Genomic DNA, 26,714 nt, shown 5'->3' with positions numbered 1-26,714 from the left:
ATGATCCTTCCGATAGGTGTGGTGCGGTCGAAGGAGGCCAAAGGAGGCCGGACGTGTGTGCCCGACAGCCGGCACCTGTGGGCATTCGGGACACCGCGCCCCGGTATTTCAGTCGCTACAGGCCGGTGTCTTCTTGATCGGCTACGCGGATGCGTTGCTGAAGACGGCCTCCTTCGCTGCCTGCGCGAGGGTGGCCTGTGTGGCTACTGGGAGCCCGAGCCGGTTCCAGTGAAAGATCACGTGTAGCGCGATGACCGCGCGTATCCCGCGCGTGAGGTCGCCGCTTTCCCGCAGGGTTCGGAGTGCTCTGCCCGCTTCCTCGAACGCGGCGAGCCAGTCGCGGCCGATGAGGTCCGCACGGGCATCGCCGAGGAGAAGGTGGCGGACGCTGCTGGTGGACGATGCCGATACCTGCGGGTCGGGTGCTGTGTCGGCCAGGCCGGGGCGCTGCTCGGCGACCCGTGCCCACACGTCGCCTTGCTCGCTGAAGTCCAGTCCAGCGCTTCGCATGAGCGCGGTGCACAGCACGAGTGAGTGTCCCCGCCGGTCGCCGGGGCCGTTGCCGAGGAAGGCAAGGAGGCGGCGGCTGTCCTGGTGGAACAGCCTGTGCGCGGTGTTCATGCTGCTGGGGCCGCCGAAGGCGTGGACCTCTGGCTCGTAGATGTCGCCGGTCCAGCGAACCCCGTTGGTGAGCAGGGCATGGAAGGGATCGCAGTTCCTGGCGTCGCGGCCGGTCGCGCCGTCGGCGATCAGGTAGCGGACGCGCCAGGGGCCCTTGCGGATGAAGAACCAGGAGGTGATGAGGCCGTCGGCTTCGGCGGCGGGCAGGACGCGGGCGAGGTGGTCGACGGCCTGGCGTTCACGCTGATGACGGTCGGGGCCGGGCCAGGAGATGTTCACCTGCGTCCAGGGGATCTCGTCCATCGGTTGGGCCTTTCGATCAGCAGAGTAGGAGGCAGGCGTCCCACGAGGTCGTGGTCCCGGCGGCGGCCAGATCGGCGCCGGCCGAGCCGGTGAGGAAGCCGGAGGGTTCGTTGGCTGCGGCGGTGGTCTGCTGGTGCAGGCGCGCCAGTAGTCCGATCGGGATCGGGGTGAGTGCGTCGGCGGTGATCCGGCGTGCGGCGGTGAGGAGTCCGGCGGTTCCGTGGCACAGGCTGCGGTCGATGAGGCGGCCGAGCTGCGTCGCGTCGGCGATGCAGGCGGTGAAGGCGGTTTCGGCGTGGTGCTGGCGGGTGGTGTCACCCAAGGCACGGGCGGCGAGTTGCTGGGCGCGGGCGATGCCGGGGGTGCCGTAGCACCACGACGGCCGGAGTGGACCGGGTTGGCGCGGTTCGCCCTGGTCCACGGCGTCGAGCGTGACGAACTCCGGCCACCACGAACCTGCGCTGGTCTGCCGCTCCCAGGTGTCCAGCCACCGGCAGATCCGGCTGATCGCCCCCGCATGTCCGTCGACCGTGACCCCGTCGATCAGCGTGAGGGCCAGGAGAGCGAGCGGTCCGGTGATGCCGTGGGCGACCCCGTGGTTTCCGTGCCCGCCCGGGACGGGCTGGTCGCGGTGCGGGCCGTGTGAGCACCACCAGCCGGGGAGGCCGTCGATCGGGTCGGTGAGACGCACCAGGTAGGTCAGCACGTCGCGGAGCAGATCGCGATCGCCGGTGCGGCGCAGCGCGACACCGAGTCCGGTCAGTCCGCGGATCAGGTCGTACTCGGCGTACTGCGGGCGTTGGCGTTGGTCGATGCGACGGTGGGCTGCCTCCAGACGGTGGCGGGTCACCATCGTGGTTCCGGCGGCGGCGGTGGCTTTCGCTCGGAGGAGTCCTGGCTGGTCGGATGCGGCGAGAACGACCGCGAGGGCGGGAGCGCCATAGTAGAGGCTGGCGCCCTCGGCGACGCTGACTCCGCCCGCGACGGCCCGCTCCAGCTCCGCGTGCGCCGCTGGCCAGTTGCCGGTTTCCAGGTGGAGGAGGGCGATGCCTGCCGCTCCGTCGGCGAGCGACTGTCCCGCCGTCACGGGATCCTCCCGGCGAGTTCGGTCTGGGCTGTGGCGCGGGCCAGACGCAGGCAGTACTGCTCCGATGCGGTGTCGGCTCCGATCATGCGGGCGTGGTGCAGGTGCAGCAGATCTGCCAGGAGCTGGTCGACATCGAGCCCGGCCTGGTCGGCGAGGGTCCGGTAGGCGGCCAGCGCCGTGGCTAGGCTGTCGTCTCCGTAGGGACGGCGGGCGCCCGCGAGCTGGGCGGGCTCCAGCCGGGGGCCGCTGCGGTGGGGCGCGTGGTCGACAAGCCAGCGTGCGCCGTCGCCGGTGAACCCGTGGGCAATGGTGATCATTCCTGCGGCGGTGGTGGCCTGCCGGTCGCCGGCCAGCCGTCCGAGGACGGCGTGGGAGTCGGCGGCGAACACCGCTTCGGCCGCGGCGAGGGTCGGTCCGCGGCCGTAGCGGGTCTCGGGCCGGTAGGTGGCCAGGGTGTAGTCGGCCAGCAGGCCGTCGTCGTGCAGCCGCTGCGCCCACTGGGCAAGGTCGTGGGCGGTGTCGGCGAACTGGGCGGTATCCCGCAGCGGGATTCGGAGCCGCAGGTGAGGCTCGGGGTGCGGGTAGCGCAGGAACCACCAGCCCGCGTGGAGTTCGGGGAGTAGGGCCAGGCGGGTGAGGATGTGATCGGCGTGTCCGTAGAGGCGGGTGTCCAGCCAACGTGACCTGCCGGGCCGGTGCTGGAGGGTGCTGGCGGGACGGACCGGCCGGCTGGTCGGGTGGTGGTCCGGTGGCCTGCGGGTCAGGGTGAGCAGGAGTTCGGCTGGTCTGCCGTCGATCCACTTCGCTCGCCCGCCGGCCTCGGTGAGGGCGACGCGTCCGTGTCGGTCGAGGTGGCTGCGCAGCATCGTGAGGTGGGCGTTCTCGTCCAGGTCGAGGCGCAGCCGCACATCGTCGTCGCCGATCAGCACCTCGCGCGGCAGCCGGTGGCGTTCGCGGTGTCGCTGCCAGGCCGCCCGCCACTGCGGCCATGGTGCGGTGCGTGCGGGGAGCGCGGTGGCGGGGATGGTCCAGCGGGCCGGGTGCAGGATCGAGCGGCCCCGCCGGATCCGCGGCAGGAACGGCAGACCGCGGGCGTGTCCCCAGTCGAACCGGGCGCACGGAGCTGTCCAGGCCGTCCAGATCTCCGTGAGGAACCGGATGAGTGGCTGCTGGGCGGTCGGCAGAAGTACGCAGTTGACCAGCAGCGGCTCGACCGGCCGCCCGGTGGTGCGCGAGACCAGCCACAGCCGCTGGCCGTCGCCGGCCACCGCCAGATCGTCCAGGGTCCACGGCGGGGCGGGGTGGAAGTCTCCGACGGGCAGCACGGGCAGGAGCTCGGGCGTACGGGCGACGGCGGCCAGTCGGGCGTCCAGCGGAGGCCCGGACACCTGCACGGTGGCCGCGCCAGGTAAGGCGGTCGGCAGGCCGGCGTAGACGCCGCGGAACCGGTCCAGCTCGGCCGGGGTGAGCAGGTGCAGGAACCGGGCAGCCGCGACTCCGGCATGGCGGGCCCCGCTCACCACCGTCAACGTGAACGCACCGCGGTCGAGGTCGTGTGGTGTCTCGGCGGCGAGGGTGAACCGCAGCTCGGTGTGCGGGATCGGCGGCCGGTCATCGCCGCCGCGCAGCGATCCGATCAGATCGTCATCAAGTACCACCTCGGTGCAGCCGTCCAGGGCGGACTGCTGGGCGAGCGATGTGAGCAGGCTGTCGCGGGCGGTGAACGCTGCCGGGTCACGGCGGGGCGAGCCGCGGTATCCGGCGGGAAACCCGAGAGCCTGTAGGACATCGCGCAGCGGCACCGCCGCGCCCGGACCCCACCGTTCGAGGAATGCGCGGTGGTAGGCGGCCCAGCCGGGCAGGTGCGGCGCGACGGCGACAAGCGTGGAGGCGGCTTCCTGCGCCTCGCGGACCACAGCGGGGGGCAGCGTCACCGAGCAATCGACCCGCAGATCGACCGCGATCCGCCCGCCTGGGGCGGGGAGGGTGATGTGGCGCGCCAGGTGCGCTGCCGGGTCGGTCACGGTCATCGGCGGCCGAACCGCTGACAGCAGCACCCCGGCGTTCACCAGCGCGGTGACCAGTCGTTCGGCCGCCGCCGTATCGGTGGCATGTGCGCCGGCCACCTTCGCAGCCAGCTCCCGGAACGGGATCGGGGCGCTGGCCGTCTCGACCGCCACCCGCACCGGGCCGGTCAGCTCGATCTCGACATCCCAGACCTGGTCGCCCTCGGTGCGGGCGCAGGGCAGCACCCACACCCCGCCACGCCGATACCCCAGCGCGTTCGTCACGACCGTGACCGTGCGCAGCGTCCCCAGATCCCGCTCGGCCACGCCCGTGTACTCGGCGACATGGCGGTCGTCGGGACGGGCCACCTCGTGATGCCGCTCGCCCCAGCGGACCGCCGCGCGGGGGCCCATCGTGACCGGAGCGACTCCAGCGAACCTGCCGAACGGGGTCGCGCGGGTCGTCCACCTCAGCAAATACCGGACCGTCGCCTCCACCAGACGCCGAAGCCTGCGCGTCTGGACCGCTTCATCGGCCAGCACGCGGCTGATCTGGGCGGCCAGGTCCGGTGCCGCGTGCCTGACGGCTGCCGCGAACGCTGGTAGCGCCCACACCTCCCGCAGCCACTCCAGCCACTCGCTGGGCTGGTCAGTGGTCAGGTCGGGCCACGCGGGAAGCCGTAGGCCTTGGGGGTAGGAGGCAGCTCTGATCAACGCCGCTTCTGCCGCTTGGAACATCTCTCGCTCCCCGCTTCGGGGCGGGCGGAAGGTAGGACGGGCCCGGCCCCCCGAGGGCCGGGCCCGATGGGTGGGCGAGGTTCAGCGACCGCTGCCGCTCGAGCAGGCGTCCGAGTTCGTGTCGCCCGAGCCGCACTCGTCGTCGGTGCTGGTGGCGTGGCCACTCGCGGCGGTCCCGGCGTCGACCAGGTTCAGGTTCAGCTCGTCCTCGTAGTCCATCAGGGGGTTCCCTTCTCGTGGGGGGTGAAGGCCAGGACGAGGCGGCTGTGCCGCTTGTCCAGGACCGCCCCGTCCGGCAGGTCGCCGTCCGGGGTGTGCGAGGGAAGGACGTGCAGCACCGGAGCCGGGCTGCCCGCGTCCACCCACGCACGCATGTGTTCGACCATCCGCCCGGCCGCCGCGGCGGCCTCCGGCCCGTGGGCGTATGCGCCGAGGTCGAATCGCCGGTCGGTCCAGCGCAGCGCCGACCGGTAGGCGAACGTGCCGTCGTGCAGGGTGGCCGGAGTACCGAACTGCCAGGAGGGCGCGACGACGCCGGCCTCGATGGCCGTCTCCTGCGCCGTCAACACCACGAACTCGCCCGCCTCGTGGGTGAGGCGGGACGCCAGCCACAGGTTCAGGTCGATCAAGGCGGTGCGGGGCGGCAAGCTCACCCCGGCCCACGCCTCCTCGCGGGGCTGCGCCAGCAGGCCATCAAGAACGGTGGGGTCGACCTGCTGGCCCTCATCCAGCCGCAGGTGGACACCCTCGGCGATGTCGACGTACCGCACCTCGTGGGCTCCGTCGCCCTGCACGGAGACGAACCCGCACTGGCGGTGGCTCTCACTGACCAGTCGGTCCCCGCGGCGTCGCAGCGCGTAGGACTTGGTGATCCCGAACATGCGCAGCGGCACCACCAACACACCGTCATCGGTGAGCTGATCACGCCACGCAGGCGGGATGTCCCACGCCCCAGCCGTGACGATGATCAGGTCGTAGCGGCGGCCCGGCGCGATCGGGTGCTCGGCGTCCGCGCACACCACGGTCACGTCGTCATAGCCTGCTGTCGCCAGGCAGGCGACCGCCCGGCCCGTCACCTGGGGGTCGATATCGATAGTCGTGACCGACCCCGACGAGCCGACGAGCTCCCGCAACAACGAAGCGTTGTAGCCACCGCTGCCGATCTCCAGCACATGACGCCCTGCGAGACCACCGAGCGCATCCGCTGCCTGACCAAGCATCTCCGCGATCAGGAACGGCGCCGATACCGAACTGATCGCTTCCTCGCCGCGCCACTTCTTCAGGACCGCTGCGTTCTCATACGCCTCGTTCAGCGGGACGCCCGGCGTGTAAAGCTCGCGGGGAACGGTCCGCAGCGCCCCCTCCACCTCGGGCCGCAAGGTGAGGCCCTTCGCTGCATGATCGGCGGCGAGCCGGTCGACCATCGCGTTACGGAGGCGCTCGCTCTCGCTACTCATGGTGCCGACGCTCATCCTTGAGATTCCTCTCCCGATGCGTGCGGGCCGCCGCGGTCCGGGCGGCCCCCGGCATTCCAACAGGCCAGTAATCAGCTACCGGTTCTGCCTCGTACTCGCCGGCCCTCACCGCGTCCACGAAGGCAGCCCATGCTCCCGGGGTCACTCCGACCGGCACCCGGCCGAGTGACGACCGGATCAGCACGAGGTTCGGTCCCCGGGCGACTTCGACCGCGTCCACCGCCGTCGGATGGGGCGTCGACGGCTGCTGCCACGACGAGACGGAGTCCGGGGCGGAGCGCGGGACGCACACGACGAGTCCTTTCTGGTAAGGCCGCCTGCCCTGGCGGAGCTGGTCGGCACCAGGGCAGGCGGCGGTCATGGCCACCCCGCCCGCGGCACGGCCAGGCAACGCGGGCGGGGTGGTGGACGGGCCGCTTGTGGGAAGGGCGGCCCCCGTTTCAGGGCCCGGTTGGCACACGGCGGCCGAGGTCGACCGGCGCGACGCGGTGATGAGGCAGCCCCCGGCCGCGGGCGTACAGATCGGCGTCGGCAGGGTTACGAAACTCGGGCTGGCCGACGATGACCCGGACCACCCTGCCGTCCGGGTCCAGCTCGACCACGGCCCAGTCTGGGTGTGGTGTCCGGCGCGGGAGGATTGGGGAGGGAGCCACGTCGCCGGCCGGTCCGGACTCCCTTCCCTCGGCCGCGCCGAGCTGCCCGGGTGCGTTGTCGGGCCCGGGGGGATCGGTGCTGCCGATGTCGGCGGGCGTCCGGCCGACGGACCCGCCTGGCGCTTCCGTGGACAAATGCACGATGCGCTCCTCTGCTGGTCCGGGACGGTGGCCGGCGTGTTTCCCGCCGTGCAGGACCCATCACACAGCGCGTGACACCTCCGTGGGAGGGTGAGATCTTCTGCCCCAGGGGTGGGAAAAAATGTCTCACCCGTGGCGCACTGGCGGTCGAGGGGAAACGTCGTGCAACCTGATGGTGTCGAGGCACTGAAGGCGAAGCTGGCTGCACGCTTCCGCCAGCTTCAGGATGAACACGCGCTGTCGGGCACGGAGCTAGAGAAACGCACTACTCATGATCGGAAGAACGTTTCCGCCGTTCGTAACGGCGGGCGGCTCCCCACCCGCGACATCCTCCGGGCCTACGACCACGAGTTCGGGACCGGCAGCGAGCTGACGGATCTGGGTGACCGGATCCGCGCAGCGCAGAAGGCGGTACGGCTAAGCAACCTGAGCGCCGCGGCGGGGGTAGACACACCCGAGCCGCAGCCCGCAGAGTCAGACGAGGAGGTGAACGGGACGGACCGACGCCAGCTCGTCGCGATCGCAGCGTTGTCCGCTCTTGCGATCGAGACGACTCGCCGGATCGACACCTCCAGCGCGGCACCTACCCTCGGCGAGCTCGAGGACGACCTGGACGACATCGCCGCCGGCTACGACGCCACCTCACACCGGGTACTCATCGCTGAGATCGCAAACCGATGGCGTCAAGTCGAGGGCATGCTCGACCGCCGCTTGAGCGTGACCGACAGTCTGCGGACTACTCGCCTCGGCGGCCAGCTGACCTACTACCTTGGCCGGCTTGCGTTCGCCGGCGGTCACTACCGGGACGCCCGCCGGTTCTGCGATCTGTCCGACCGGTACGCGGACCAGGTTGGCGACGACACTCTGACTGGTTCCCTCGCCGCGCTGCGGTCCAGCATCGCCTATTACACGCACCGATGGGACGAGGCCGCCATCGCCGCGGCGCGCGCTCGGCAAGGCGCACCGCCGTACCTAGCCGCCCGCCTCGCAGCCTATGAGGCGCGGAGTCAAGCCCGCCTTGGTCGGGTCCGCGAGACGGAGAGGGCCCTGGTCGCGATGAGAGAAACAGCTGGCGCGGCGATGATGCCCCGGCCCGGGTCGTCCCCGTTCACCGCCGGCAGCGCGGCGATGTTCAGCGCGGTGTGCGCCATCGAGCTTGGAGACGGCGTCGAGGCCAGGCGCCGTGCTCGCGAAGCAGTCGATCTCATTGACCCCCGAGCGCATGAGGAGCGCGGCCACGCCTACCTCTGCCTGGCGTCCGGCCTACTCCTTCAGGACCGGCCGGATCCTGCAGCGGCGGTTGCAGCGAGCCGGGCCGCCGCGGCGGTACCTGACGGGCATCTCGCCGCCAGCGTCGTCTCTGCCATGACCGAGGTCGTCAGGGACCTCGGCCCATGGGCATCGGATCCTGACGTCCACGCGCTCGGCACGCTGGTCCAGCAATCCCGCCTCGCTCTGCCTGGGAGCCCCGCATGACTCTCGAGTTCGGCCCGCCCGACGTCATCACCATCCCGTCTGTCCTCACCGAACGCCTGAGGCTCCGCGCGTGGCGGCTGGAGGATGTCGAGCCGTACCTGGACATGGCGCGGCATCCAGACATGTCGATCTACACCAGCTCGCCGAGCCGCATCGGGTCGGTCTGGAGCATGACCGCGTTTCAGATCGGCCACTGGGCCCTGAACCAGTTCGGAATGTGGATCATCGAGGATCGAACGACGGGTGAGTTCCTAGGGCGGGCCGGCCTGTACGAGGAGTACGGCTGGCCGGACATCGAGGTGGCCTGGACTGTCCGACGGGACCGGTGGGGGCAGGGCATCGCGACCGAGGGCGGCGCAGCCGCGCTAAAGTTCGCGTTCGCTGAGACCGGTCGCGAGCGGGTCATCAGCATCATCCACCCGGAGAACAAAGGTTCGATCCGTGTCGCCGAGAAACTCGGTCTCACGCTCGCCGAAGGCCCGGTAGATCGGGACGGCGAACCACGGAACATCTACGCGATCAGCCGAACCAAGTGGTCGAGCCGATGCTGAGCCGCGGTGCCGTTGGATTTTGCCGGAGGATGCCGCGACGGGGCTGGTGCCGCACAGGGCGGCGAAGGACGCCTCGCTGACCAACTGGTCGGGGTTGTCGCCGGCGGTGATGAGGAGCGCGGCGGTGGTGTCCGGGCCAAGACCGGGCTGCGCCAGAAGGTCGGGGGGCGTGGCGGGTGAGTACGGCCTTCAGCTGCTGGTTGAGATCGTCGATCTCGTCGGTGAGGGTGAGGGTGAGGGTCCGTGTGGCCAGTCTGCGCAGCGTGTAGATCGCGGCGCTGGCGGAGTCGGTGGGATCCTGCGGGTCGAGCGCGGCGCAGTGGCGGACCAGCCGGGCTCTGCCGAGCCCCGGCCAGGGACTCCCGTACCTGGGTGTCAGCGCAGAGCAGGACGGCGTGTAGTTGATGAAAGGCGTGGGTGTGGGCCTTGACCGCGGAGAGCCTGGCCAGCCGGAAAATTCGCGCCATCTCGACCGATCCGTTGCCGGTCTTCGCGGTTGTGGTGGCTTGCCCAGCCAGCACTGCGCGGGCGGCGGCCTCGGCGTCGAGGGTGTCGGTCTTGCCCCAGAGCCGGTGAGCCGCACGGTCATACCCTCCCAGTCTTGACTATTTCTCGCGGTGATGTACTGCTCGATTGCGACCTGGATCGCGGTTGTGTCGCGCAGGCCGGGGAGTTGCGGCAGGTCGATGACGGTGAATGCGGAGATGTGGTAATCGCCGGGGCCCGCAGGTTCGACGAACAGGTGGCCGGCGGGCTGCTCGCACCACGGTGGGCAGGAACGGTCAACGGGGGCGGTCATGGGCTGCCTCCTGTTCTAGGTCGGTAGGGCGTGGCGGTCGGAGTGGGTCGGCGTGGTGGGGGACGTCCAGTCGTCCAGGTTGCGCAGGCCGTCGCGCACCCGTTGCAGCAGCGCGAGGTCGAAGACGTCCGGGGTCTGCGTGGTCTCCTCACGGGCGGGGGACGGGTCACGTCGCGGGAGATCCTCGGTCGAGGGGTCCGGGGCGAGGCGGACGGGTGGGGTGTTGTGAGGCAGGGCCGCCCAGACGACCTTGCCTTTCGTCCGGTATCCGGAGGCGGTGCGGACGCGGGCCTGGTAGTGGCCGGCGTCGCGGGTCAGCGTGGCGACCAGGAGCAGGCCGCGGCCGTCCTCGGCGTCGGGGGCGGCGGCCCGGCGGGTCGGGCGGCCCGTACCCCCGTCCCACACTTCGACGATCACATCCCGGTGGCTGTAGGTCAGGCGCATCGCGATCCGGGACGTCAGGTCCTCGTCCCCGTCCTGGCGTGCGCGGTGACTGGCGGCGAGCGCGTTGGTGACCAGCTCCGAGGCCACGATCGTGACCGTGTCGGTCAACCTGCCGAGGCCCCAGCATTGGAGTTGGGCGGCGACGTCGTGGCGAACGTCGGAGGCGGAACGCGGGGCGGCCGGGTAGTGCCAGACGCGGTGCGGCAGCGGGTGGTCAGGCGGTTCGGGGGTTGTGGGTGGGGTGGCGGCGAGGGCAGTGGTCATTCGGCTCTCCGGCTGAGGGGATCGGGTCTGGGCTCGCCTTCGCGCAGCGGGGACGCGGGCGGTACGGAGACGAGCCTGCGTGTGGGGTGCCAGAATTCGGTCACCGGTGTTGACCTGGGGTTTTAGGCGGCTCGTTCGTATTCGTTGATCAGGCCGCCGAGGATGGGTCGGCGCTTGATCCGTTTCTTCGTCAGGTCGGCGATGGGGTGCTCGGGCGGTGGTGGCTGAAGGTTGCGGCCGCGGTGGGGTCGTCGTCCGTTGTAGTGGGCGGCGTACGCGGTCAGGACGGTGGGCAGGTGCCGCTCGCCGAAGATCAGCATCCGGTCGGTGACCTCGGTCCGGACTGTTCGGACGAACCGTTCGGCGTAGGCGTTCGCGCGGGGCGTCCGGGGTGGGATCGTGACGGTGGTGATGCCGGCGTCGGCGAGGACCGCGTTGAAGGAGGCGGTGAACTGGCCGGCCCGGTCACGAACCAGAAATTGGAAGTCGGCCATCCGGTCGCCGAGGTCCATGAGGAGGTTCCGGGCTTGTTGGGTGGTCCACGGTCCGTCCGGGTGGGCGGTGACCCCGAGGATGTGGACGGTGCGGGAGCCGACTTCCAGGACGAAGAAGCAGTACAGACGTCGCAGCGTCACGGCGCAGTCCACGTGGAAGAAGTCGACGGCCAGCATGGTCGAGGCCTGGGTGCGCAGGAATTGCCGCCGCGTCGTGTCGGTCTGCCGCTGGGGCGCCGGGGGGAGCCCGAGGGTCTTCAGGATCCGGCGGATCGTGGACGCGCTGACCTGGTGGCCGAGTGTGAGGGGCTCCCCTTGGATCTGCCGGTAGCCCCATGTCGTGTTCTCGGTCGCGAGCCGCTCGATGAGGATGGCGATCTCCGTGCTGGTCGGAGGTCGGCCCGTCCGCTGCGGGTAGGTCCACTTCTTTGTGATCAGACGGCGGTGCCACCGCAGGACGGTGCCAGGGGTGATCAGCCGGTGGGCTCGCAACGTCTTGGGCAGGAGTCGGATCAGTGCGGCGAGAATCGCCTGGTCTGCCAGTCCCACTGGGACTTGGGCTGGGTACGGCGCAGCAGCGCGACCTCGTGCCGTAACACGAGCAGCTCGATGTCCTTCGACGCCGACGAACGACCGAAGAGGACCAGCCAGCCGCACATCCGAACGAAGATCAGATAGAGCAGGCGGATGGACATAGCTGACCATCATGCCGGCAGCCCGCTCCGCCGCATCATCCCAGGTCACAGGCCCAAGCCGACTTCTGGCACCCCACAGGACTCCAGGCGTTCTCGGGGACGGCGGCGTAGGACCTCCACAGCGCGGTGTTGCGTTTCGCCGCGATCGCGAAGTCACAGCCCGCGGTGACGGCGGCGTGCGCGAGTTCGCCGGTGAAGAAGCCGGCGTCGGCGCGCACGACCGGAGGTGCGCACACCGCCGCGGGCAGGGCGGCCAACGCCCAGCGCAGCAGATCCACGCAGCGGGGCCGCGTATCCTCGTCACCCGAGAGCAGGTCACCGGCCAGCACCAGCCCCGGCTTCTGCCCAGCTCGCCAGATGCGGCCGGCCAGCCAGTTTCCCTCGTAGGTGCGGGCCACCCCCCGCTTCGTCCGGCCGTAGACCTCCACATCGGTGGAGTCCAGGTCGATCGTGGGCCGGCGCCGCGACAGCTCGCAGCGCCGCTGCGCCGGCAGCCGCGCCAGCCACCGACCGGTCACCTCGGCGACGGCCGCCTCGACGCCGGACAGGTGGGCCTGGGCGAACAGGGCCGCGGTGCGCCCCGCGGTCCGCGGCGGCGCGAACGGCGCCGGCGCCAACTGCCCGCCGGCCTCGTCCAACCGCAACCGGTCCAACCCGGACAGGGTGGCCTGCCCCGCAAGCTGCGCACACGCCAGCCCAACCAGGAACTCGCCGGCCGACAGGCCCCGCGCCCGCTGCTTGACCTCACCGACCTGCAGGTCCAACGCCTCGATAAACCCCAGCCGGTCGACCAGGGCGGTCACCGCCGCCAGCCCCGAACGGTCCGTCAGGGACGCATCCGGCAGGCCGAACCGTAACCGCGGCCGGCCCGGCGGGCAGCGCTGCTTCCGTCTCGCTTTCGTCGCGCGTAATCTGCTCACCCGGCAGGTGCCTTTCGCGCTGAGCTTCGGTTGGCTTCGCAACCCCGATTCTCCTTGCGTGACAGGCACCTGCTCACGTTCGACGCGCCGCAGACCCGCAGGTCCGATGCCCTACTGGCCGATCTAGGTCTGAACGCGACATCCGCATGATCAAGCTACGGCAGAAAGTATCCGGGTGTCTCCGCACCCTGACCGGTGCCCGTCAGTTCTGCGCGATCCGAAGCTACCTGTCCACCGCCGCCAAACACGGCATCGGCCTGTTCCCCGCCCTGGTCTACCTGGCCGAGGGCAGCCCCTGAACGCCCATACCAGCCTGACCCCAACCAAAGATCAAAGAAATACCTGACCAGCCAGTTACTCAGTCCTCGCGGCTCAGCAGATGCTCCCGCATCACGTCATTGTGTCGGCGTACTGCGGCGATGGTGGCCTCCAGGTCGGAGCGCTCCAAGGCCTCAATAATGGGGGCGTGCAGGGCCAGCTGGGACTCCGCCTCCCTGGGGGCGAGCCAACGCGGAACCCGGTCGGCCTCCACCCAGTGCTCGTACTCGTACTCCAGCAGGGAGGTGTGGACCTGCTCGTAGAGGGCTGTCAGCACCGGGTTACCGGCGAGCCCCACCACCGTGGCGTGGAACACGGTGTCGGCCGCGATCCAGGTCGAGGTCTCGCCGACGCTGTCAACGAGTCGGGCCAGAGCGGATCTGGCCTGTTCGAGGCCAGCTTCGGCTCCGCGACCGATGGCACCTTGAACCCCGAGGCCTTCCAGCCCCAGCCGCAGGTTCACCAGGTGCTCGAGGTTGCCGGCGGTGGGGGACAGCAGCGACCCGGCTTGAGTGCCCACGGCCATGTCAGGCCGCCGCAGGACGTATGCACCGGACCCGCGGCGGCTCTCCACAAGCCCCATCAGCGACAGGGTCCTGATCGATTGGCTCACCGTTGGCCGGCTTGTGCCGAACCGTTCCGCAAGGGCGCGCTCGGAAGGCAGCCGGGTGCCTTCCACAAGGTTCTGGCGGATGATGAAGTCCCGGATACGTTCGGCGATGGTGTCGGAGAGCCGGGGTGGCGTGGGGACCGGCTTGAACTCGCCGAAGTCGATCTCGTTCGTCTCGCCGGTGGCTCGCAGCTCCCGGGTCATCCAAGCACCTCTTCAGTGGAGATTCTGGTCGGCTCGATGGTTTCGCATCCAGGTCCTATTGGTCAAACGGCTAAGTGACTTAACACCCAGGGCTGGCTCGAGGGGCGCGTGTCGGTTCGGTCCTTGCGGTTACCCGCGCGACCGGCCGCATCGCCCGGGTGCTAGGCACGACGGAAACCCGACCCCCGCTCGATCGCTACTCGAGCAGACCGACCGCGGCCAGATCCGCTTCGAGTTCGGTGCGCTGTTCTGTTGTCAGGCGGGTCAGAGGCGCTCGCGGGTCACCGCCGGACATGCCGAGGAGCCCTGCCCATGCCTTGATGAACGGCACGGGCACGGTCCGGTCCCGCAGCCACTGTCCGTGGAGCCACTTGGAGCCGAGGGTGCGAAGTGGCTCCAGCGTCGCCGCCACCTCCGCGGCCTTCTCGAACTCGCCAGCGAGAGCGAGCTCGGTGTACCGGCGCATGGGTTGTTGACTCGGTGTTTGGAAGAGGAACGGGATGGCGGAGGACATGTAGACGGTCTGGCCGTGGTCGCGCATGTTCTCGAGCCACATTGCCTCGTTGGCCTCGCACACCAGCATCCGGTCACCCACCCGCTGTAGGGTCTCGAGGTACCGGTCGTGGTCGTGACCCACCTTGATCCCGCAGACATTCTCGAGGTCAGCGAGTTCGTCGATGAGGTCCATGGGCAGCGTCACGCCGGAGTAGCTGGTGTCGAAGAGCCAAACGCCGATGTCGACCGCGGACAGCACCTCGTGGAACCAGGCCCGCAGACCCTGATAGGAGCTCACCGGGTAGTAGGGGGTGATCACCACCGCGAAGTCCGCTCCAGCCTGCTCGGCATGCCGGGTCAGCTCGACGGTCTCGCGTGCGGAGTGGTGTCCGGTGTGCGCGAGCACGGGGACCTTCCCGGTCGCGGCCTCGACCACCGTCTCGACTGCGCGCTTGCGCTCCTCCGTTGTCAGGCACCAGAACTCTGCCATCACGCCGGTGCAGAAGATGCCGCCCACACCCAGGCGGTCCGCAACGTGGCCGATGTCGCTGGCCGTCGCGTCGGCGTCCACCTGGCCGGCGGCCGTGAACGGTGTCGTGACGGCCGCCCATAGTCCCGTGAACTGCTCACGAGCGGCCTGCTTGGCGTCTGCCCGCGCGTACTTCATCTAGCTCCCCAGCTGTCAGTGGCCATCTGGCTAGTCCAATTAAGTGTGGACTCTGAGATGGCGTCTGTCAACGGGGGCCCGTGCGCAACCAGCGCGGAAGGCCTGCGGTGTCGACGTTCAAGAAGTTCCAATGGGTGCTTCGGTCGAAGCCTGCGCTCCTCCTCGCTTGACAGCGGCGCACCCTTCTGATGCATACTGGCAAAGCCACTTATTCACTCCGTCTCGCGCGGAGTGCCTCAGCTACCGGCTCGTGGCAAGCGCCGGACCGACCAGCCGAGGACCAGGCAGATGTCGTTGCAGGAGTTCATCCCCACCCCCACGTTCGAGGACTACCGCGAGTCGTTCCGCGACTTCTTCGACCTGCAGCGCGACGACGGTGTGGTCGCCGCCGCCGCGCACACTGTCGGCGGCCCGATCCAGTTGAGTGTCCAGAACCACCGCGCCCTTGGCCAGATACTCAAGACCCTTGGCGCAGATCCCGAGAACGAGGTCCTGATCCTGACCGGCAGCGGCGAGGAGTTCATGATGGACTCCGATCCCGAGGGTTTCGAACTGGAAGAGCAGGACCTGCCGAACTGGGCGTACGAATACGCCTACAAGGACGGCCGGATCAACATCAGTTCGCTCATCAACGACCTCGAGATCCCTACTATCGGCATCTTCAACGGCCCCGGGTTCCACAGTGAGATCGTGCTGATGTGTGACATCACTCTCTGTGCCGAAGACGCGACCATCTTCGACCTCCACTATGACATCGGCTCGGTCCCGGGCGACGGAATCCACAGCTGCTTCCAGGAGCTGCTCGGAGTGAAGCGGGCGGCGTACGCACTGCTCACCGGTGAGGCGATCACGGCTCGGAAGGGGCTCGAGTGGGGGATGGTCAACGAGGTGCTGCCGCGAGCAGCTTCTGGACCGAGCGGTGGCGATCGCCGAGCACATCATGAGCCAGCCTCGTGTCACTCGCCGGCTCACGACTCAGATCGTCCGGCGTCCGTGGAAGAAGCGCATCGTCGACGACCTGGACGGCGGCTTCGGCATCCAGATGTTTGGCCACGTCGCCAAGCAGAGGTCGATCCACAACCGGGACACGATCTCCGAGACGGTGAGGTACGTCCGTGACGGCCGGCGGAACAACTTCGACAAGGACTGAACGGTCGGGCCCAGTGCCCGCCCCGATGATCTCCCCGGCGCGGGGCGAGTATCTCTGACCCCCGCGTCAGGGCGTCCACCCGTCGCTTGCCTACCGAGGCCGCGGCGGAGCATGGAAGGAGACGCGTATGCCGGAAGTTCACGTGTTCATGGCCGAGGGCCGTACCGGCGCCCAGAAGAGGGGCATGATGCAAGCCATCACCACGGCCGTGGTCGAGAACCTCGACTGTCCCCCGGATGTCGTCACCGTACAGATCATCGAGGCCAAGTGGACCGAAAAGATGAAGAGCGGCAAGACGTTCGCGGAACGGTACGTCGACAGAACACCGCAGAGCTACAAGGAAGTTTTTCCGAAACTCGTCATAGTAGATTTCAAAGCAGATAACCGGCCGGTTCGATCGGAACCCGCGCCGAGCCCCGCCGTCGAGGAGAGCGGGCAACCCGGCCAGAACGTCCCGACCAGCGACGAACCGGGAGTCTTCCCTCGTTCCGTACAACGTTTCGGGAATCTTCACCCGTCCCCGGTATGACAGGCCCTCTTCGTGGAACGTGAGTTTTGTCGAAAACACGTCGACCACGAAGAGGGTGCTTCCAGTGTATCGACTTCCCGGTCTGAGCATGAAAGCTGCCGACGTCGTCGTCGCGATGGCCGAGCAGCACTTCCCCGACTGGCACCGCCACCAGGGCCGTCCCCGCGATCTGGACCTGGTCTCCGCCCTGCGCCTGGCCCTGTGCCGGCTACGCCGCAACGCCACCTACCAGGAGCTCGCCGAGGACTTCGGGATCGGGATCAGCACCGCCTGGACCTACCACCAGATCATGGCCATTTTCCTCGCCGATGCTCTTGGCGCCACCACCAAAGCCCTGTCCGGGCAGGTGAAGGGCCTGGTCTGCCTGATCGATGGAACGCTGATCCCAACATTCGCCTGGCACCACCGCAAAGATCTTCTGTCTGGCAAGCACCGCCGCCACGGCGTCAACGTCCAGCTCGCCGTCGACCTACACGGGCGGATCCTCGGGCCAGCCGTGCCTTCCCGGGCAGCTGGCACGACGTGCACTGCTTCCGCGAGGCCGGCTGGGTGCAGCTGGTGCGACGTGCCAGTGGCTGCATGACCGACCTCGGCTACGAAGGCGAACCCGCCCTCCACACCCCGGTGAAAAGAAGCCGGGAATACCGCTGGCCGGCTGGCAGAGACAGCTCAACACCGAGTTCGCATCCGTCCGGGTCGCCGCTGATGGGGGGTCACCCACACGAAGAACTGGCGGATCCTCACCACCCGCTACCACAGCGACCTCAGCCGTATCGACACCGATATCCAGGCCGCTGTCGGACTCCAGAAAATCAACGAACGGCAATCCGAGCGGGTGCTGAGCTTCGAGAGAATCAAAAGAGTTTCTGAATAGCTTCAAGGCGTGCCAACGGCGACCGCTTGGTAGCGACGGCGTACGACCGCCCAGGCGCGCCGACACGACTGGCGCTGCAGGCATTCTGAAGCCCCCCGGCGTGTCCGGAGACCCTGATGTGCCCCGAGTTCCGTGGAGTCAGGCTGCTAGGGTTCGTGGTCATGCTACGGGTTCGATAGGCTGGGCTTGGAGCTCGAACTGGACAGGCGTGAGCATGCAGAGCGACGAGTGACGCCGCTGCCGGTTATGGAAGATCTCCAAATATTCAAAGATCGCGTTGGCGAGCTCGATCCGGGTCTTCCAACGGCGCCGGTTGAGCAACTCGATCTGCATCCGTCCCCAGAACGATCGATCGACCAGCCGGCGACGCGGCGGGAGTGGACGTCGAGGACGACGGCGCAGTAGACCTCGCCTTCCCGGGTTGGATGCTCGGTGATGTCGGTGACCCACAACCAGTTGGCCGCTCCCGGGTGAACCGCCGGTCCACCAGGTCGCCGGCGGTCGGGGTCTGATGGCGGGGTCGTCGGCGGCGGTTGCCGGGCAGGCCCTTCAACCCAGCGTTGCGCATCAGCAGTTCCACCGCTCCGTGCCCGACACTGATACCCAGGCCGAGGGTGAGCTCGGCGTGGGCGCGGCGGGCACCGTAGACGCCGTTGGACATGGTGTGCACGGCTTCGATCTGCTCGGTCAGCCAGGCGTGGCGGACCGCGCGTGCCGACGGCGGCCGATCGCGCCAGAAGCAGTAGCCCGACTCCGACACTCCCAGGACCCGGGTGGCTTTCTGGGCGGGCAGGCCCTCTGCTGCCATCACTTTGATGGCCTCGAACCGTCTTCTGGGGCACCACCGTGCCGAGCAGCTCCGTCGTCCGTCGGTGGATCGCCAGCTCCGTCTCGAGTTCGGCGATTCTGGCACGGGCCGCGGCCAGCTCCGCGTTCTCGGTGCTGGTCCGACAGACGAGCATTTCATGACACAGAACCGAGGCAAGGAGCCGCTCGACATGCACAAGCTTGGTTGGCTGGGCACCGGACGCATGGGCGCCGCGACGGCGCAGCGTCTGGTCGACGCCAGGAACGACGTAATGGTGTGGAACCGCACCAAGGAGAAGACCGCGCCGCTCGAGGCGAGTGGTGCCACTGCAGTCGGCGAGATCGCGGACCTCGGCGAGGCCGACATCGTCTTCGTCATGGTCTCCACGCCCAAGGACCTCGAAGAGGTGGTCGCGGGCCCTCGCGGGCTGCTTTGTGGCGGCAGCCGGCCGAACATGATCGTTGACTGTTCGACGGTGTCCAGCGAGACCTCGGCAAGAGTAAGGCGCCTCGTGGTCGACGCGGACGTGGAGTTCCTGGCCGCGCCGGTCAGCGGCAACCCGCATGTCGTCGCCGAGGGTGGCGCCTCGATCGTCGCCTCAGGCCCCGAGGCCACGTTCAGGGCCGCGGAGCCCTACCTTGCTCAGATCGCCAGGGCGGCGGTGTACGCAGGTACCGGGGAGCAGAGCAGGCTCGTCAAACTCTGTCACAACCTCTACCTGGGCATGATGGTCCAGACGCTGGTCGAGGTCACAGCGCTCGCGGAGAAGGGCGGTACCGACCGGGCCGCCTTCTTGGCGTTCCTCAACGGAACCGTGCTCGGGTCGGACTGGGTGCGCAAGCGCACCAAGGACCTGGTGGAGCTGGACTGGACCCCTACGTTCACGACTGAGCTCCTCCGCAAGGACTTCGACCTGGGGCTGGCGCAGGCCCGGTCGCTGGAGGTGCCCATGCCGGTCGGCTCGTCGGTCCACCAGCTCATCCAGTCCGCGATCGGCATCGGTCTGCGGGACCTCGACTTCCTCTCCCTCTACGTCCAGCAGGCCCGCAGCGCCGGCCTGGAGCTCAAGGACTGACCCTTGACGCAGGAGGATCCGGACGACATGCTCGGGGCTGAGCCCGACGACCCGTATGTGCGAGCCCTGCGCATCCTTCGCCTGGGCAACTTCGCCAGTGTCTACGACCGCTACACGATGCCGGCGATGATGCTCGCGATCGCGACGGACTTCGACGCTTCGATGGCCCAGGTCAGCTTCGCGGTCAGCGCGTACTTCCTCGCCTACGGGCTGATGCAGCCACTGTGGGGCGTCGCCTCGAGCCGGTACGGCCCAGCCCATGTCCTGCGCTTCTGTGCGACGGCCGGCGTGGTCGCGACCCTGCTGGCGGTCCTGTCGCCGTCCTTGGGCGCGCTCGTCGCAAGCCGCGCGGTCGGTGGCGGTCTCCTCAGCGCGCTGGTGCCCGCGTCCCTTATTTACACGGGGAGTGCGCTTCCGGATGCTTCGCGTCAGCGTGGGCTAACAGCGTTGATGACGGCGAACGCCCTGGGCACCACGACCGCGACGGCGGCGTCGGGCGTGGTCGGGACGCTGATGGGGTGGCGATGGGCCTTGGTGGTCAGCCTTCTCCTCGTCCTCGCAGCGGCGACGATGATGTACCGGTTGAGGGACCCCTCACCAGCCGCCGCGCGCCGCGCGTCTGCGGTCGTCTCGCTGGCCAGGACACTGCGGTGCAGGTATGCGCTCGTGCTTCTCGCGCTGGTCTTCGCCGAAGGTGCGGGCGTCCACGGATGTCTCACGTTCCTTCCGACCGCCCTGGAGTTCACAGGACTCAGTATGGTGGTGTCCTCGGCCTCGATCATGTTCTTCGGTCTTGCCGTCGTGGTCACTGCCACCGTGGTCGGTCGGCTCTCGACGCGCACGCCTGCGTCGGTGTTCCTCGCCGTGGGTGCCGCGGCCGGTGCATGCGGAGCCGCCGTGATCGGCCTGCTCGGTTCCCTGCTCGCGGGCGTGATCGCGGCGGGGCTTCTTGGCTTGACGTGGGGGATGAGTCATTCGTCGCTGCAGACGTGGGCGACCCAGGTGCTTCCCGCCGAGCGGGCCATGTTCGTTGCGCTTTTCGCGACGTGCCTCTTCGCTGGGAATGCCGCGTCCACCGCGACGGGTGGCGCACTCGTGAGCCGGGGACTGCTGGGACTGCAGTTCCTGTTCTGCTCGGCCATGCTCGCGGTCGTCGCGGTCGTGGGGTTCTTCGTGCGCCGCGCATGGGAGCGTGGCTTGTTGTCCTCCTGATTGGGGCTCCCAGGGGACGACCCGGTTCGTCCGGGAGGCGCCGGTACCCATCGGCTTGACTCCTCAATCCTCCCACCCTAGCAGCCGGTGCAATGTCGACGTCCACCCTGCTTCGGTATGGCCGAACGCCCCCGGTCCACCACGCTGCCATCGTCCTCGAGCACCGTGACGTCGTGGGTTCGGCTTGCCCAGTCCCATCCGACGTAACGCAATCCGCCCTCCCGACGAAGTCGATGCGGCGACTCCCAGGTGGTGAGGCCCAGCGCCGGTTCCTCATTGTTCGGCCCTCGACGGGGCCCACCTCAGTTCCCGCAGGTCGGCCGGTCCGGAACCAGCAGCCCGCGGATCTGGTTGGTGCACTGGGTTCTGGCCTTGACCGTTGAGCGTCGCGCGACCCGCAGGCAGCGGATCGACTCCACGATCCCGTCGCGTGACTTCGGGATCCCCGCGGCTCGACCCGAGGCGACCGCAGCGGCTGCGACATAGGCATCGAGGGGTCGGCCTTGGCGTGGAACCGGCGGCTGGATCGGTCTGGTCGGTCGACCTCGAGCACGGTGACCCCGGCCGCACGCAACACCCGGGCCAGCTCGGCGCCGTAGGCACCCGTGCCCGCAACGCCGACCGCCTGGACAGCCCCCAAGGTGCGGATCCAGCCCAGCAGCCGACGGTAGCCATCGGGGTTGCTGCGAACTAATGGTTGCGAGCCGCCGACCGAGGGCATCGATGACCGCGGCGTGATGGGTGTCAGCGTGAGTATCGACGCCGGCGAAGACTTCTCGTTCCATGTCTTGGTGCGACATGGTGGCGATGACAGTCCGGTCCTCCTGACCGGGGATGGGCGGCACGCGACCGGGTCGGGCGTGGCGTTTTCATGGCCACGGACACCAGCCGATGGGTCGACGGATCCCATTCAAGGTAGCCGCTCGCGCCCGTCAATCTCGAGTCAGACCCTGAACCCGCCGGATGGTGCCCTGGTCATCATCACTTTCAGTTTTGACGTTGTCGGCAGCACCAGTGGGTGACGACAATGTGCCAGCGGGTGGCTCAGTAGCCGGTCGAGCACGCTGACCGTAGTCGCACCGCGGTGGTGAGCTCGGCGATAGCCGGCCCCCGGCCTCGAAGGGCCGGTGGGATCCGCTGTCGAACGATCGGCGTTCACGAGCGACCGCAACGACCGGACAGCAGGCGCGCCGTCGGCTGAGGTGCGTTCGTGATCTCGTGGATGTGTCTCAGCCCCGCCAGGGGCCGCACGACTGCTCGGATTCCACCATTGGGTCTTCGCGGTGGCCTGGCAACTTGGGCACGCGGTCGAGACCCGTCGCGCGTCGATCCGAGCACCCCCAGGGCGACACCGCCGAGATGCAGCCACCCAACCGGAATACCTTCAGCGGCTGTGATCGGTCTCTGATGGCGTCGACCCTGAGGAAGTTCGGCCTGGGTCTTGACATGTGGCCACGCTCACACCATCCTAAAGTGGCATAGCCGCAAGGCCAATCTTGAGGTGTTTCGTGAGCGATGGCCAGGCGACCTCGGTCCACGCTTGCGGACGCGCGTCGAGTGGTCGCGGGACCGATGCCTCGGTGCCGCGCTTCCTCGGTGGCACCTTCGGCTTACCCACTGCGCTGACCCTCGTGAGGCGCACAGACAGCTCTCGCCAGATAGGACAACAATGGTGAACGTGCAAGACCCGCCCCGAAGGATGATCATCAATCAGGGACATCGAGAGGGCGAGGCGCCAGCGGAGGGTCTCATCGAAGCGGCCGGCGCAACGGCTGCGTACGAGAACCGTCGTGCGAAGACGCGACTCATCGCCCTCCGCGATGTCACGCTGAGCGTACGCAAGGGCGAGTTCCTCGCCATCGTCGGTCCTTCGGGCTGCGGCAAGACCACGTTCATCAACATGATTGCCGGATTCGTCAAGCCGGTCAGCGGGTCGGTCAAGGTTCGTGGACTCAAGGTGACCGGACCCGGCGCCGACCGGGCAATGGTGTTCCAGAACTACGCACTCCTGCCCTGGAGGACTGTCGAAGGCAACATCGCCTTCGCCATGGAGAACCGGCGTGGTCGGGTCCCGAACGCTGAGCGCGGCGACAGAATCGCCGAGGTGCTCGAGCTGGTTGGCCTCAGAGGATTCGAGAAGAGCTATCCGCACGAGCTCTCCGGCGGCATGCAGCAGCGGGTCGGCATCGCTCGAGCCCTGGTCACGAAGCCAGAGATCCTCTTGATGGACGAGCCGTTCGGTGCCGTCGACGCGATGACGCGGGAGGCGATGCAGGCCGAGCTCGAGTCGATCATCTCGGAGACAAAGCAGACCGTAGTCTTCATCACGCATTCAATCGATGAGGCGGTCATGCTCGGGGACCGGGTGGTCGTGGTGTCCAACCGGCCCGGAAGCATTCGAGAGGTCGTGGACGTCGAGCTCCCCAGGCCCCGCTTCGCCCACCAGGATCTGAAGTCGCACCCTCGGTTCCAGGAGATTCGCCAGCACCTGTGGAACCTCCTGGCCGACGAGGCGCTGGGTGCGAAGGGAGATGAAGTATGAAGAGCATGACGACGACGGCATCCGGTGTCGGCGGCTCGACGAAGGGCACAGGGCCGGGGATCTCCAAGGCCGCCCAGACCGAATCCATTGAGGTCAGCCGGCTTGCGTCGTTCAAGTCGACGGCGATCACGATCGCGAATCTCACTACGTTCTTCGTCCTCTGGGAGTTAGTGGCACGCACTGAGCTGCTCAACCCGCTCTTCTTCCCGAGGGCGTCGGACATCTTTTCCGCGATGTGGACGGGCCTCGTGGACGGGACCATCCCTCCGGAGCTGTGGCACAGCCTGTCCAATCTGCTGATCGGCCTGGTCATCTCGGCCGTGATCGGGATTCCCATCGGACTGCTGATGGGCGCGAGCCGGAGCGCCGACCTCATCCTCAGCCCGTACGTCTGGGCGATGGTCTCCCTGCCGCGAGTCGCCTTGATCCCTCTGCTGATCCTGATCCTGGGCTTCGGTAACTCCATGCAGCTGACGATCATCGTTCTGTCGGCCGTCTTCCCGATCACGGTGAACTGCATGGCAGGGGTGAAGACGGTCGATCCGTCGCTCATCAGGGCAGGCAACGTATTCGGTGCGAGCCGGTTGCAGCTGTACAGAAAGATCATCCTTCCCTTCACGCTTCCCTTCGTGATCTCGGGCGTTAACCAAGGCATCGCGCGCGGACTGGTCGGCATGCTCATCGGTGAGCTGCTCGGTGGCTCGGGCGAAGGCCTCGGCTTCCTGCTGAACAAGGCTGGAGACAACTTCGACTCGCCCACGATGTACGCGATCCTGATCATCCTCGCCGTGATGTCGGTGGGTCTGGTGCAGTCCATGAACGTGCTCGAGCGACGTGCTGCTCCATGGAGAGCCATACCGAAGATGTGAGGCTCGGATAGTCCCAGTAAACCCACCAGCCCAGTCCGATGTGACCTCTCTCGGGAACCACGTCGGCTCAGGGACCGATCCATCGCGCCCATGACCGGAATACCAGACCACTACCAAACCGACGAGGAGGCGGATGTGAAGAGATCGTTGTCGATTGTGCAAGCGCTGACAGTTGCGCTGGTTCTCGCGACTGGGGCCTGCGCTACGACGAATGGTTCCGAGGGTGGTGGCAACAATGTCGCATCGGGACAGCTGCGATTAGAGTCGGGCCTCACTCCTGTGGACCCCGCCAAGGTCAAGAAGTCTCTGGTCGTGGGTGTGGACAATCCGCACTATATCTTCAGTGAAGACGTCGTCGTGGCTGAGGAAAAGGGGTACTTCGACGAAGTCGGCATCGAGGACGTCACCATCAAGGTGCTCGACGAACCGATTCCAGGGCTCATCGGTGGCTCGCTTGACCTCGTGGCCGCCGACACCGACGCGATCTTCTCCGCAGCTCAGCAGTCTCGCTCGAATCTGCGCTACCTCGGTGTCAACTTCGGCAAGGAGTTCATCGGCCTCGGGGTAATGGCAGGCATCGACACGACCGACGACCTGGTGGGCACCAAAATCGGAGCCGGCCAGGCCAACAGTCGCACCGACTTCAACCTGCGTCAGCTGCTCACCGAGAACGGTGTCGACCTGGACGACCTGAAGGTGGTGAATAGCGGCGGCACGGCCAATGACCGCCTCGCCGCCGTCCTCGCAGGGACCATGGACGGCGCCAGCCTTCAGATTCGTCACCGCAAGTTCCTGGAGGACGTCGGCGGCAAGTTCCTGCTGGAGAAGACCCAGGCCGTGCCGCAGAGCGGCTGGGCGGCCGACCAGCTCCTCGTGGACAGCCCAGAGACGGTCGCGGCGTTCCTGGCGGCTGTCCTCAAGGCCAGGGCCTACATCGTCAACCCCAGCCACCAGGACGAGGTCATCGAACTGATGGAGGCGGCGGACTACGAAATCCCTGCCGAGTACGTCGCGGCCTACGCCGACGAGAACGCGCCCGACTACCACACAGTCGATGCGGGCTTCGAGGTCGGCGACATGGACACGTTCGTGGCGGACTCCATCAAGTTCGAGACCGCGCCGGTCGGCACCAAATGGCGAGAGCTCACCGACCTGCTTCCGCTGTGGCAGGCACAGAAGGAGCTCGGAATTCCCCTCCGCCCGGCCCCATCGGACCTCTAGCCGCCGAGCCGAAGCCGGCGGGCGACAACGCCGGCCGTGCTCCATTCACCAGCTGATCGCTCCCGCTAGCGGCACGAAGAGAGAAAACTGTCATGCTCAACCTGACAAGCGCATCAACGAGCCGCCGGGCCCTCCCGGCGCTTGCGGCAGTCCTCGCCATGGTCGTCGCGGGGTGCGGCACCTCGTCGGCCGGCGGCGGAGGGGCCTTGGACAGCGTGTCGTCCTCGGTCCCCGCCAGCGCGGACGACCTCGACACATCGATCGACACATCGAAAGTGAAGAAAAATCTCACCGTCGGCGTCCTGAACCCGCACTACGTGTTCCACAACGACATCCTCATCGCCCTCGAGAAGGGCTACTTCAAGGAGGTCGGTATCGACTCGGTTGACATCAAGATCCTCGACGACCCGATTCCTGCACTTATCGGCGGATCGCTCGACTTCATCAACTACGACACGGACAGCATCATGGCCGCTGCCAAGCAGAGTGAGTCCGGCATCCGATTTCTCGGAGTCACCTTCGGAGGAGAGTTCGTCGGACTCGGCGTGCGTGAGGGCATCGAGTCCGTCTCAGACCTCGACGGTAAGACGATCAGTGGAGGGGAGTTCAACTCCCGTAACGATGCCAACCTCCGCGAGCTGCTGCGGAGCAACGGCATCGACCCCGAGAAGGACGTCAATATCGTGTCGACCGGTGGAGGCTCAAACGAGCGCCTCACCGCCATCCTCTCGGGAACGATCGACGCCGGGAACATCCAAATTCGGCACCGAGAGATGATCGAGAACGAGGGCGGGAGGATCCTCCTCGAAACGCTCAGGCAGGTTCCGCAGAGCGGCTGGGCGGCCGCGGGCATCCTGAACGAGAGCCCGGAGACGGCTGCCGCGTTCCTCGCAGCCGTTCTCAAAGGCCGCGCGTACGTCGATGACCCCACGCACAAAGATGAGGTCGTCGACCTCATGAATGCCAAGGACTTCAACATGCCGGCGGAGTACGTCGCCGCCTACGAGGAGGAGAACGCTCCCGATTACCACACGCTCGACGGCGGATTCGAGGTCGCCGACATGGACCAGTTCATCGAGGACAGTATCCGGTTCGAAACCGCACCTGAGGGCACGGATTGGAAGGACTTCACCGACCTGCTGCCCCTTTGGAGAGCGCAGAAGGCGCTAGGTCTCCCGCTCCGGCCCAGCCTCGAGTCGGTGACCGGGAACTGACCCTCAATGGCGGCGGCTCCCTCCTGGGATCGGTGAGGGGCCGCTCGAGGAACTCGGCGACGCGGAGGCCGCCGAGCTGAGCGGGCCCTGTGGGGTGTCAGAACTCGGCCACCGGTGGTGACCTGGGGTTTTAGCGCTGGTTGGTCAGGTTGGGGAAGCTGGACGTACGGTTGTGGATCTGGCTGGGGCTGTTCCGGTGGGAGGTGCCCGATGGCCACACCCCGCGAGCCCAATGGTCATGCTTTAAGTGATCGCCGGC

At 67.8% G+C, this 26,714-nt stretch carries 23 protein-coding genes and 4 pseudogenes; 12 read left to right on the top strand and 15 right to left on the bottom strand.

Annotated elements, in window-relative coordinates; translation table 11 throughout:
• Positions 1-141: 141 nt before the first annotated feature.
• The 6 genes from E0504_RS31665 to E0504_RS31635 all read right to left on the bottom strand — a co-directional run bounded on the left by E0504_RS31665 (position 142) and on the right by E0504_RS31635 (position 7,024).
• Positions 142-924, bottom strand: a complete 783-nt coding sequence (locus tag E0504_RS31665; RefSeq protein WP_131626344.1) for a thiopeptide-type bacteriocin biosynthesis protein — start codon at positions 922-924, stop codon at positions 142-144.
• Positions 925-940: 16 nt separating this feature from the next.
• Positions 941-2,011, bottom strand: a complete 1,071-nt coding sequence (locus E0504_RS31660; RefSeq protein ID WP_131626343.1) for a lanthionine synthetase C family protein — start codon at positions 2,009-2,011, stop codon at positions 941-943.
• Positions 2,008-4,755 (bottom strand): lantibiotic dehydratase, encoded by a 2,748-nt coding sequence (locus tag E0504_RS31655; RefSeq protein ID WP_131626342.1) that lies wholly within the window; start codon positions 4,753-4,755, stop codon positions 2,008-2,010. The genes E0504_RS31660 and E0504_RS31655 overlap by 4 nt, the downstream gene beginning before the upstream one ends.
• A gap of 81 nt (positions 4,756-4,836) precedes the next feature.
• The gene (gene fxlA, locus E0504_RS31650) at positions 4,837-4,974 is read right to left on the bottom strand and encodes an FxLD family lanthipeptide (RefSeq protein ID WP_131626341.1); all 138 of its coding nucleotides are present in this window, start codon (positions 4,972-4,974) and stop codon (positions 4,837-4,839) included.
• On the bottom strand, positions 4,974-6,227 hold the full coding sequence (gene fxlM, locus E0504_RS31645; RefSeq protein WP_131626340.1) for a methyltransferase, FxLD system: 1,254 nt from the start codon (positions 6,225-6,227) through the stop codon (positions 4,974-4,976). Before fxlM ends, fxlA begins: the two co-directional genes overlap by 1 nt.
• Before the next feature lie 443 nt (positions 6,228-6,670).
• The gene (locus E0504_RS31635) at positions 6,671-7,024 is read right to left on the bottom strand and encodes a hypothetical protein (RefSeq protein WP_131626338.1); all 354 of its coding nucleotides are present in this window, start codon (positions 7,022-7,024) and stop codon (positions 6,671-6,673) included.
• A 162-nt stretch (positions 7,025-7,186) separates the two neighbouring features.
• Here E0504_RS31635 and E0504_RS31630 point away from each other — a divergent pair, with 162 nt between their 5' ends.
• Positions 7,187-8,500, top strand: a complete 1,314-nt coding sequence (locus E0504_RS31630) for a hypothetical protein (RefSeq protein ID WP_243657694.1) — start codon at positions 7,187-7,189, stop codon at positions 8,498-8,500.
• Positions 8,497-9,051: a GNAT family N-acetyltransferase gene (locus E0504_RS31625; RefSeq protein ID WP_131626336.1), complete on the top strand. Its 555-nt coding sequence runs from the start codon at positions 8,497-8,499 to the stop codon at positions 9,049-9,051. Before E0504_RS31630 ends, E0504_RS31625 begins: the two co-directional genes overlap by 4 nt.
• A gap of 51 nt (positions 9,052-9,102) precedes the next feature.
• Here the strand turns inward: E0504_RS31625 and E0504_RS54460 are convergent.
• From E0504_RS54460 to E0504_RS31600, 4 genes and pseudogenes are all read right to left on the bottom strand, one after another.
• Positions 9,103-9,162: pseudogene (locus E0504_RS54460) on the bottom strand (hypothetical protein); the annotation flags it as partial.
• 703 nt (positions 9,163-9,865) lie between these two features.
• A complete protein-coding gene (locus E0504_RS31610) occupies positions 9,866-10,558 on the bottom strand; it encodes an ATP-binding protein (RefSeq protein WP_131626335.1) in 693 nt (230 codons plus the stop codon).
• A 122-nt stretch (positions 10,559-10,680) separates the two neighbouring features.
• Positions 10,681-11,747, bottom strand: a pseudogene (locus tag E0504_RS31605) (integrase core domain-containing protein).
• Between the two features lie 35 nt (positions 11,748-11,782).
• Entirely contained in the window at positions 11,783-12,550 is a 768-nt protein-coding gene (locus E0504_RS31600; protein WP_165938663.1) for a transposase, read from the bottom strand.
• A gap of 263 nt (positions 12,551-12,813) precedes the next feature.
• Between E0504_RS31600 and E0504_RS31595 the strand changes: the two genes are divergently transcribed.
• Positions 12,814-12,966, top strand: a complete 153-nt coding sequence (locus E0504_RS31595) for a hypothetical protein (RefSeq protein ID WP_373693960.1) — start codon at positions 12,814-12,816, stop codon at positions 12,964-12,966.
• 59 nt (positions 12,967-13,025) lie between these two features.
• Here the strand turns inward: E0504_RS31595 and E0504_RS31590 are convergent, their stop codons facing one another.
• Positions 13,026-13,799 carry a FadR/GntR family transcriptional regulator gene (locus tag E0504_RS31590; RefSeq protein WP_131626333.1) on the bottom strand — a complete coding sequence of 258 codons (774 nt, stop codon included), beginning with the start codon at positions 13,797-13,799 and terminating at the stop codon, positions 13,026-13,028.
• A 196-nt stretch (positions 13,800-13,995) separates the two neighbouring features.
• Positions 13,996-14,961 (bottom strand): dihydrodipicolinate synthase family protein, encoded by a 966-nt coding sequence (locus E0504_RS31585; RefSeq protein WP_131626332.1) that lies wholly within the window; start codon positions 14,959-14,961, stop codon positions 13,996-13,998.
• Between the two features lie 288 nt (positions 14,962-15,249).
• Between E0504_RS31585 and E0504_RS31580 the strand changes: the two genes are divergently transcribed.
• The 3 genes from E0504_RS31580 to E0504_RS31570 all read left to right on the top strand — a co-directional run bounded on the left by E0504_RS31580 (position 15,250) and on the right by E0504_RS31570 (position 17,223).
• Positions 15,250-16,080 carry an enoyl-CoA hydratase/isomerase family protein gene (locus E0504_RS31580; RefSeq protein WP_207974620.1) on the top strand — a complete coding sequence of 277 codons (831 nt, stop codon included), beginning with the start codon at positions 15,250-15,252 and terminating at the stop codon, positions 16,078-16,080.
• A 158-nt stretch (positions 16,081-16,238) separates the two neighbouring features.
• Positions 16,239-16,640 (top strand): tautomerase family protein, encoded by a 402-nt coding sequence (locus E0504_RS31575; RefSeq protein WP_131626331.1) that lies wholly within the window; start codon positions 16,239-16,241, stop codon positions 16,638-16,640.
• Positions 16,641-16,704: 64 nt separating this feature from the next.
• Positions 16,705-17,223, top strand: a complete 519-nt coding sequence (locus E0504_RS31570; RefSeq protein ID WP_131626330.1) for a transposase family protein — start codon at positions 16,705-16,707, stop codon at positions 17,221-17,223.
• 450 nt (positions 17,224-17,673) lie between these two features.
• On the opposite strand, the gene E0504_RS54455 is transcribed toward E0504_RS31570, so the two are convergent.
• The 3 genes and pseudogenes from E0504_RS54455 to E0504_RS54445 all read right to left on the bottom strand — a co-directional run.
• The gene (locus E0504_RS54455; RefSeq protein ID WP_131626329.1) at positions 17,674-17,847 is read right to left on the bottom strand and encodes an IS3 family transposase; all 174 of its coding nucleotides are present in this window, start codon (positions 17,845-17,847) and stop codon (positions 17,674-17,676) included.
• Between the two features lie 62 nt (positions 17,848-17,909).
• Positions 17,910-17,966: pseudogene (locus E0504_RS54450) on the bottom strand (hypothetical protein); the annotation flags it as partial.
• A 95-nt stretch (positions 17,967-18,061) separates the two neighbouring features.
• Positions 18,062-18,322: pseudogene (locus E0504_RS54445) on the bottom strand (IS3 family transposase); the annotation flags it as partial.
• Between the two features lie 157 nt (positions 18,323-18,479).
• On the opposite strand from E0504_RS54445, the gene E0504_RS31555 reads away from it, so the two are divergent.
• The 6 genes from E0504_RS31555 (at position 18,480) to E0504_RS31530 (ending at position 26,455) form a co-directional block, all read left to right on the top strand.
• The gene (locus tag E0504_RS31555; protein ID WP_207974619.1) at positions 18,480-19,397 is read left to right on the top strand and encodes an NAD(P)-dependent oxidoreductase; all 918 of its coding nucleotides are present in this window, start codon (positions 18,480-18,482) and stop codon (positions 19,395-19,397) included.
• 3 nt (positions 19,398-19,400) lie between these two features.
• A complete protein-coding gene (locus E0504_RS31550; RefSeq protein ID WP_131626326.1) occupies positions 19,401-20,609 on the top strand; it encodes an MFS transporter in 1,209 nt (402 codons plus the stop codon).
• 1,699 nt (positions 20,610-22,308) lie between these two features.
• Positions 22,309-23,151, top strand: a complete 843-nt coding sequence (locus tag E0504_RS31545) for an ABC transporter ATP-binding protein (protein WP_131626325.1) — start codon at positions 22,309-22,311, stop codon at positions 23,149-23,151.
• Positions 23,148-24,020, top strand: coding sequence for an ABC transporter permease (locus E0504_RS31540; RefSeq protein ID WP_131626324.1), 873 nt, complete (start codon positions 23,148-23,150; stop codon positions 24,018-24,020). Before E0504_RS31545 ends, E0504_RS31540 begins: the two co-directional genes overlap by 4 nt.
• A 90-nt stretch (positions 24,021-24,110) precedes the next feature.
• Complete coding sequence (locus E0504_RS31535; protein ID WP_131626323.1) at positions 24,111-25,241, top strand: ABC transporter substrate-binding protein; 1,131 nt, start codon at positions 24,111-24,113, stop codon at positions 25,239-25,241.
• Positions 25,242-25,333: 92 nt separating this feature from the next.
• Positions 25,334-26,455 carry an ABC transporter substrate-binding protein gene (locus tag E0504_RS31530; protein ID WP_131626322.1) on the top strand — a complete coding sequence of 374 codons (1,122 nt, stop codon included), beginning with the start codon at positions 25,334-25,336 and terminating at the stop codon, positions 26,453-26,455.
• Positions 26,456-26,714: the final 259 nt, after the last annotated feature.

The organism is Parafrankia sp. BMG5.11 (assembly GCF_004337455.1).
This window is presented reverse-complemented; position numbering and strand designations above follow the sequence as displayed.

Bases quoted from the DNA above. Each gene is read 5' to 3' on its own strand.
- E0504_RS31625 (WP_131626336.1), top strand. From the start codon at position 8,497: ATGACTCTCGAGTTCGGCCCGCCCGACGTCATCACCATCCCGTCTGTC.
- E0504_RS31590 (WP_131626333.1), bottom strand. From the start codon at position 13,799: ATGACCCGGGAGCTGCGAGCCACCGGCGAGACGAACGAGATCGACTTC.
- E0504_RS31575 (WP_131626331.1), top strand. From the start codon at position 16,239: ATGCCGGAAGTTCACGTGTTCATGGCCGAGGGCCGTACCGGCGCCCAG.
- E0504_RS31610 (WP_131626335.1), bottom strand. From the start codon at position 10,558: ATGACCACTGCCCTCGCCGCCACCCCACCCACAACCCCCGAACCGCCT.
- E0504_RS31555 (WP_207974619.1), top strand. From the start codon at position 18,480: ATGACACAGAACCGAGGCAAGGAGCCGCTCGACATGCACAAGCTTGGT.
- E0504_RS54455 (WP_131626329.1), bottom strand. From the start codon at position 17,847: ATGCAGATCGAGTTGCTCAACCGGCGCCGTTGGAAGACCCGGATCGAG.
- fxlM (WP_131626340.1), bottom strand. From the start codon at position 6,227: ATGAGCGTCGGCACCATGAGTAGCGAGAGCGAGCGCCTCCGTAACGCG.
- E0504_RS31585 (WP_131626332.1), bottom strand. From the start codon at position 14,961: ATGAAGTACGCGCGGGCAGACGCCAAGCAGGCCGCTCGTGAGCAGTTC.
- E0504_RS31665 (WP_131626344.1), bottom strand. From the start codon at position 924: ATGGACGAGATCCCCTGGACGCAGGTGAACATCTCCTGGCCCGGCCCC.
- fxlA (WP_131626341.1), bottom strand. From the start codon at position 4,974: ATGGACTACGAGGACGAGCTGAACCTGAACCTGGTCGACGCCGGGACC.
- E0504_RS31595 (WP_373693960.1), top strand. From the start codon at position 12,814: ATGATCAAGCTACGGCAGAAAGTATCCGGGTGTCTCCGCACCCTGACC.
- E0504_RS31580 (WP_207974620.1), top strand. From the start codon at position 15,250: ATGTCGTTGCAGGAGTTCATCCCCACCCCCACGTTCGAGGACTACCGC.
- E0504_RS31535 (WP_131626323.1), top strand. From the start codon at position 24,111: ATGACCGGAATACCAGACCACTACCAAACCGACGAGGAGGCGGATGTG.
- E0504_RS31540 (WP_131626324.1), top strand. From the start codon at position 23,148: ATGAAGAGCATGACGACGACGGCATCCGGTGTCGGCGGCTCGACGAAG.
- E0504_RS31545 (WP_131626325.1), top strand. From the start codon at position 22,309: ATGATCATCAATCAGGGACATCGAGAGGGCGAGGCGCCAGCGGAGGGT.
- E0504_RS31655 (WP_131626342.1), bottom strand. From the start codon at position 4,755: ATGTTCCAAGCGGCAGAAGCGGCGTTGATCAGAGCTGCCTCCTACCCC.
- E0504_RS31530 (WP_131626322.1), top strand. From the start codon at position 25,334: ATGCTCAACCTGACAAGCGCATCAACGAGCCGCCGGGCCCTCCCGGCG.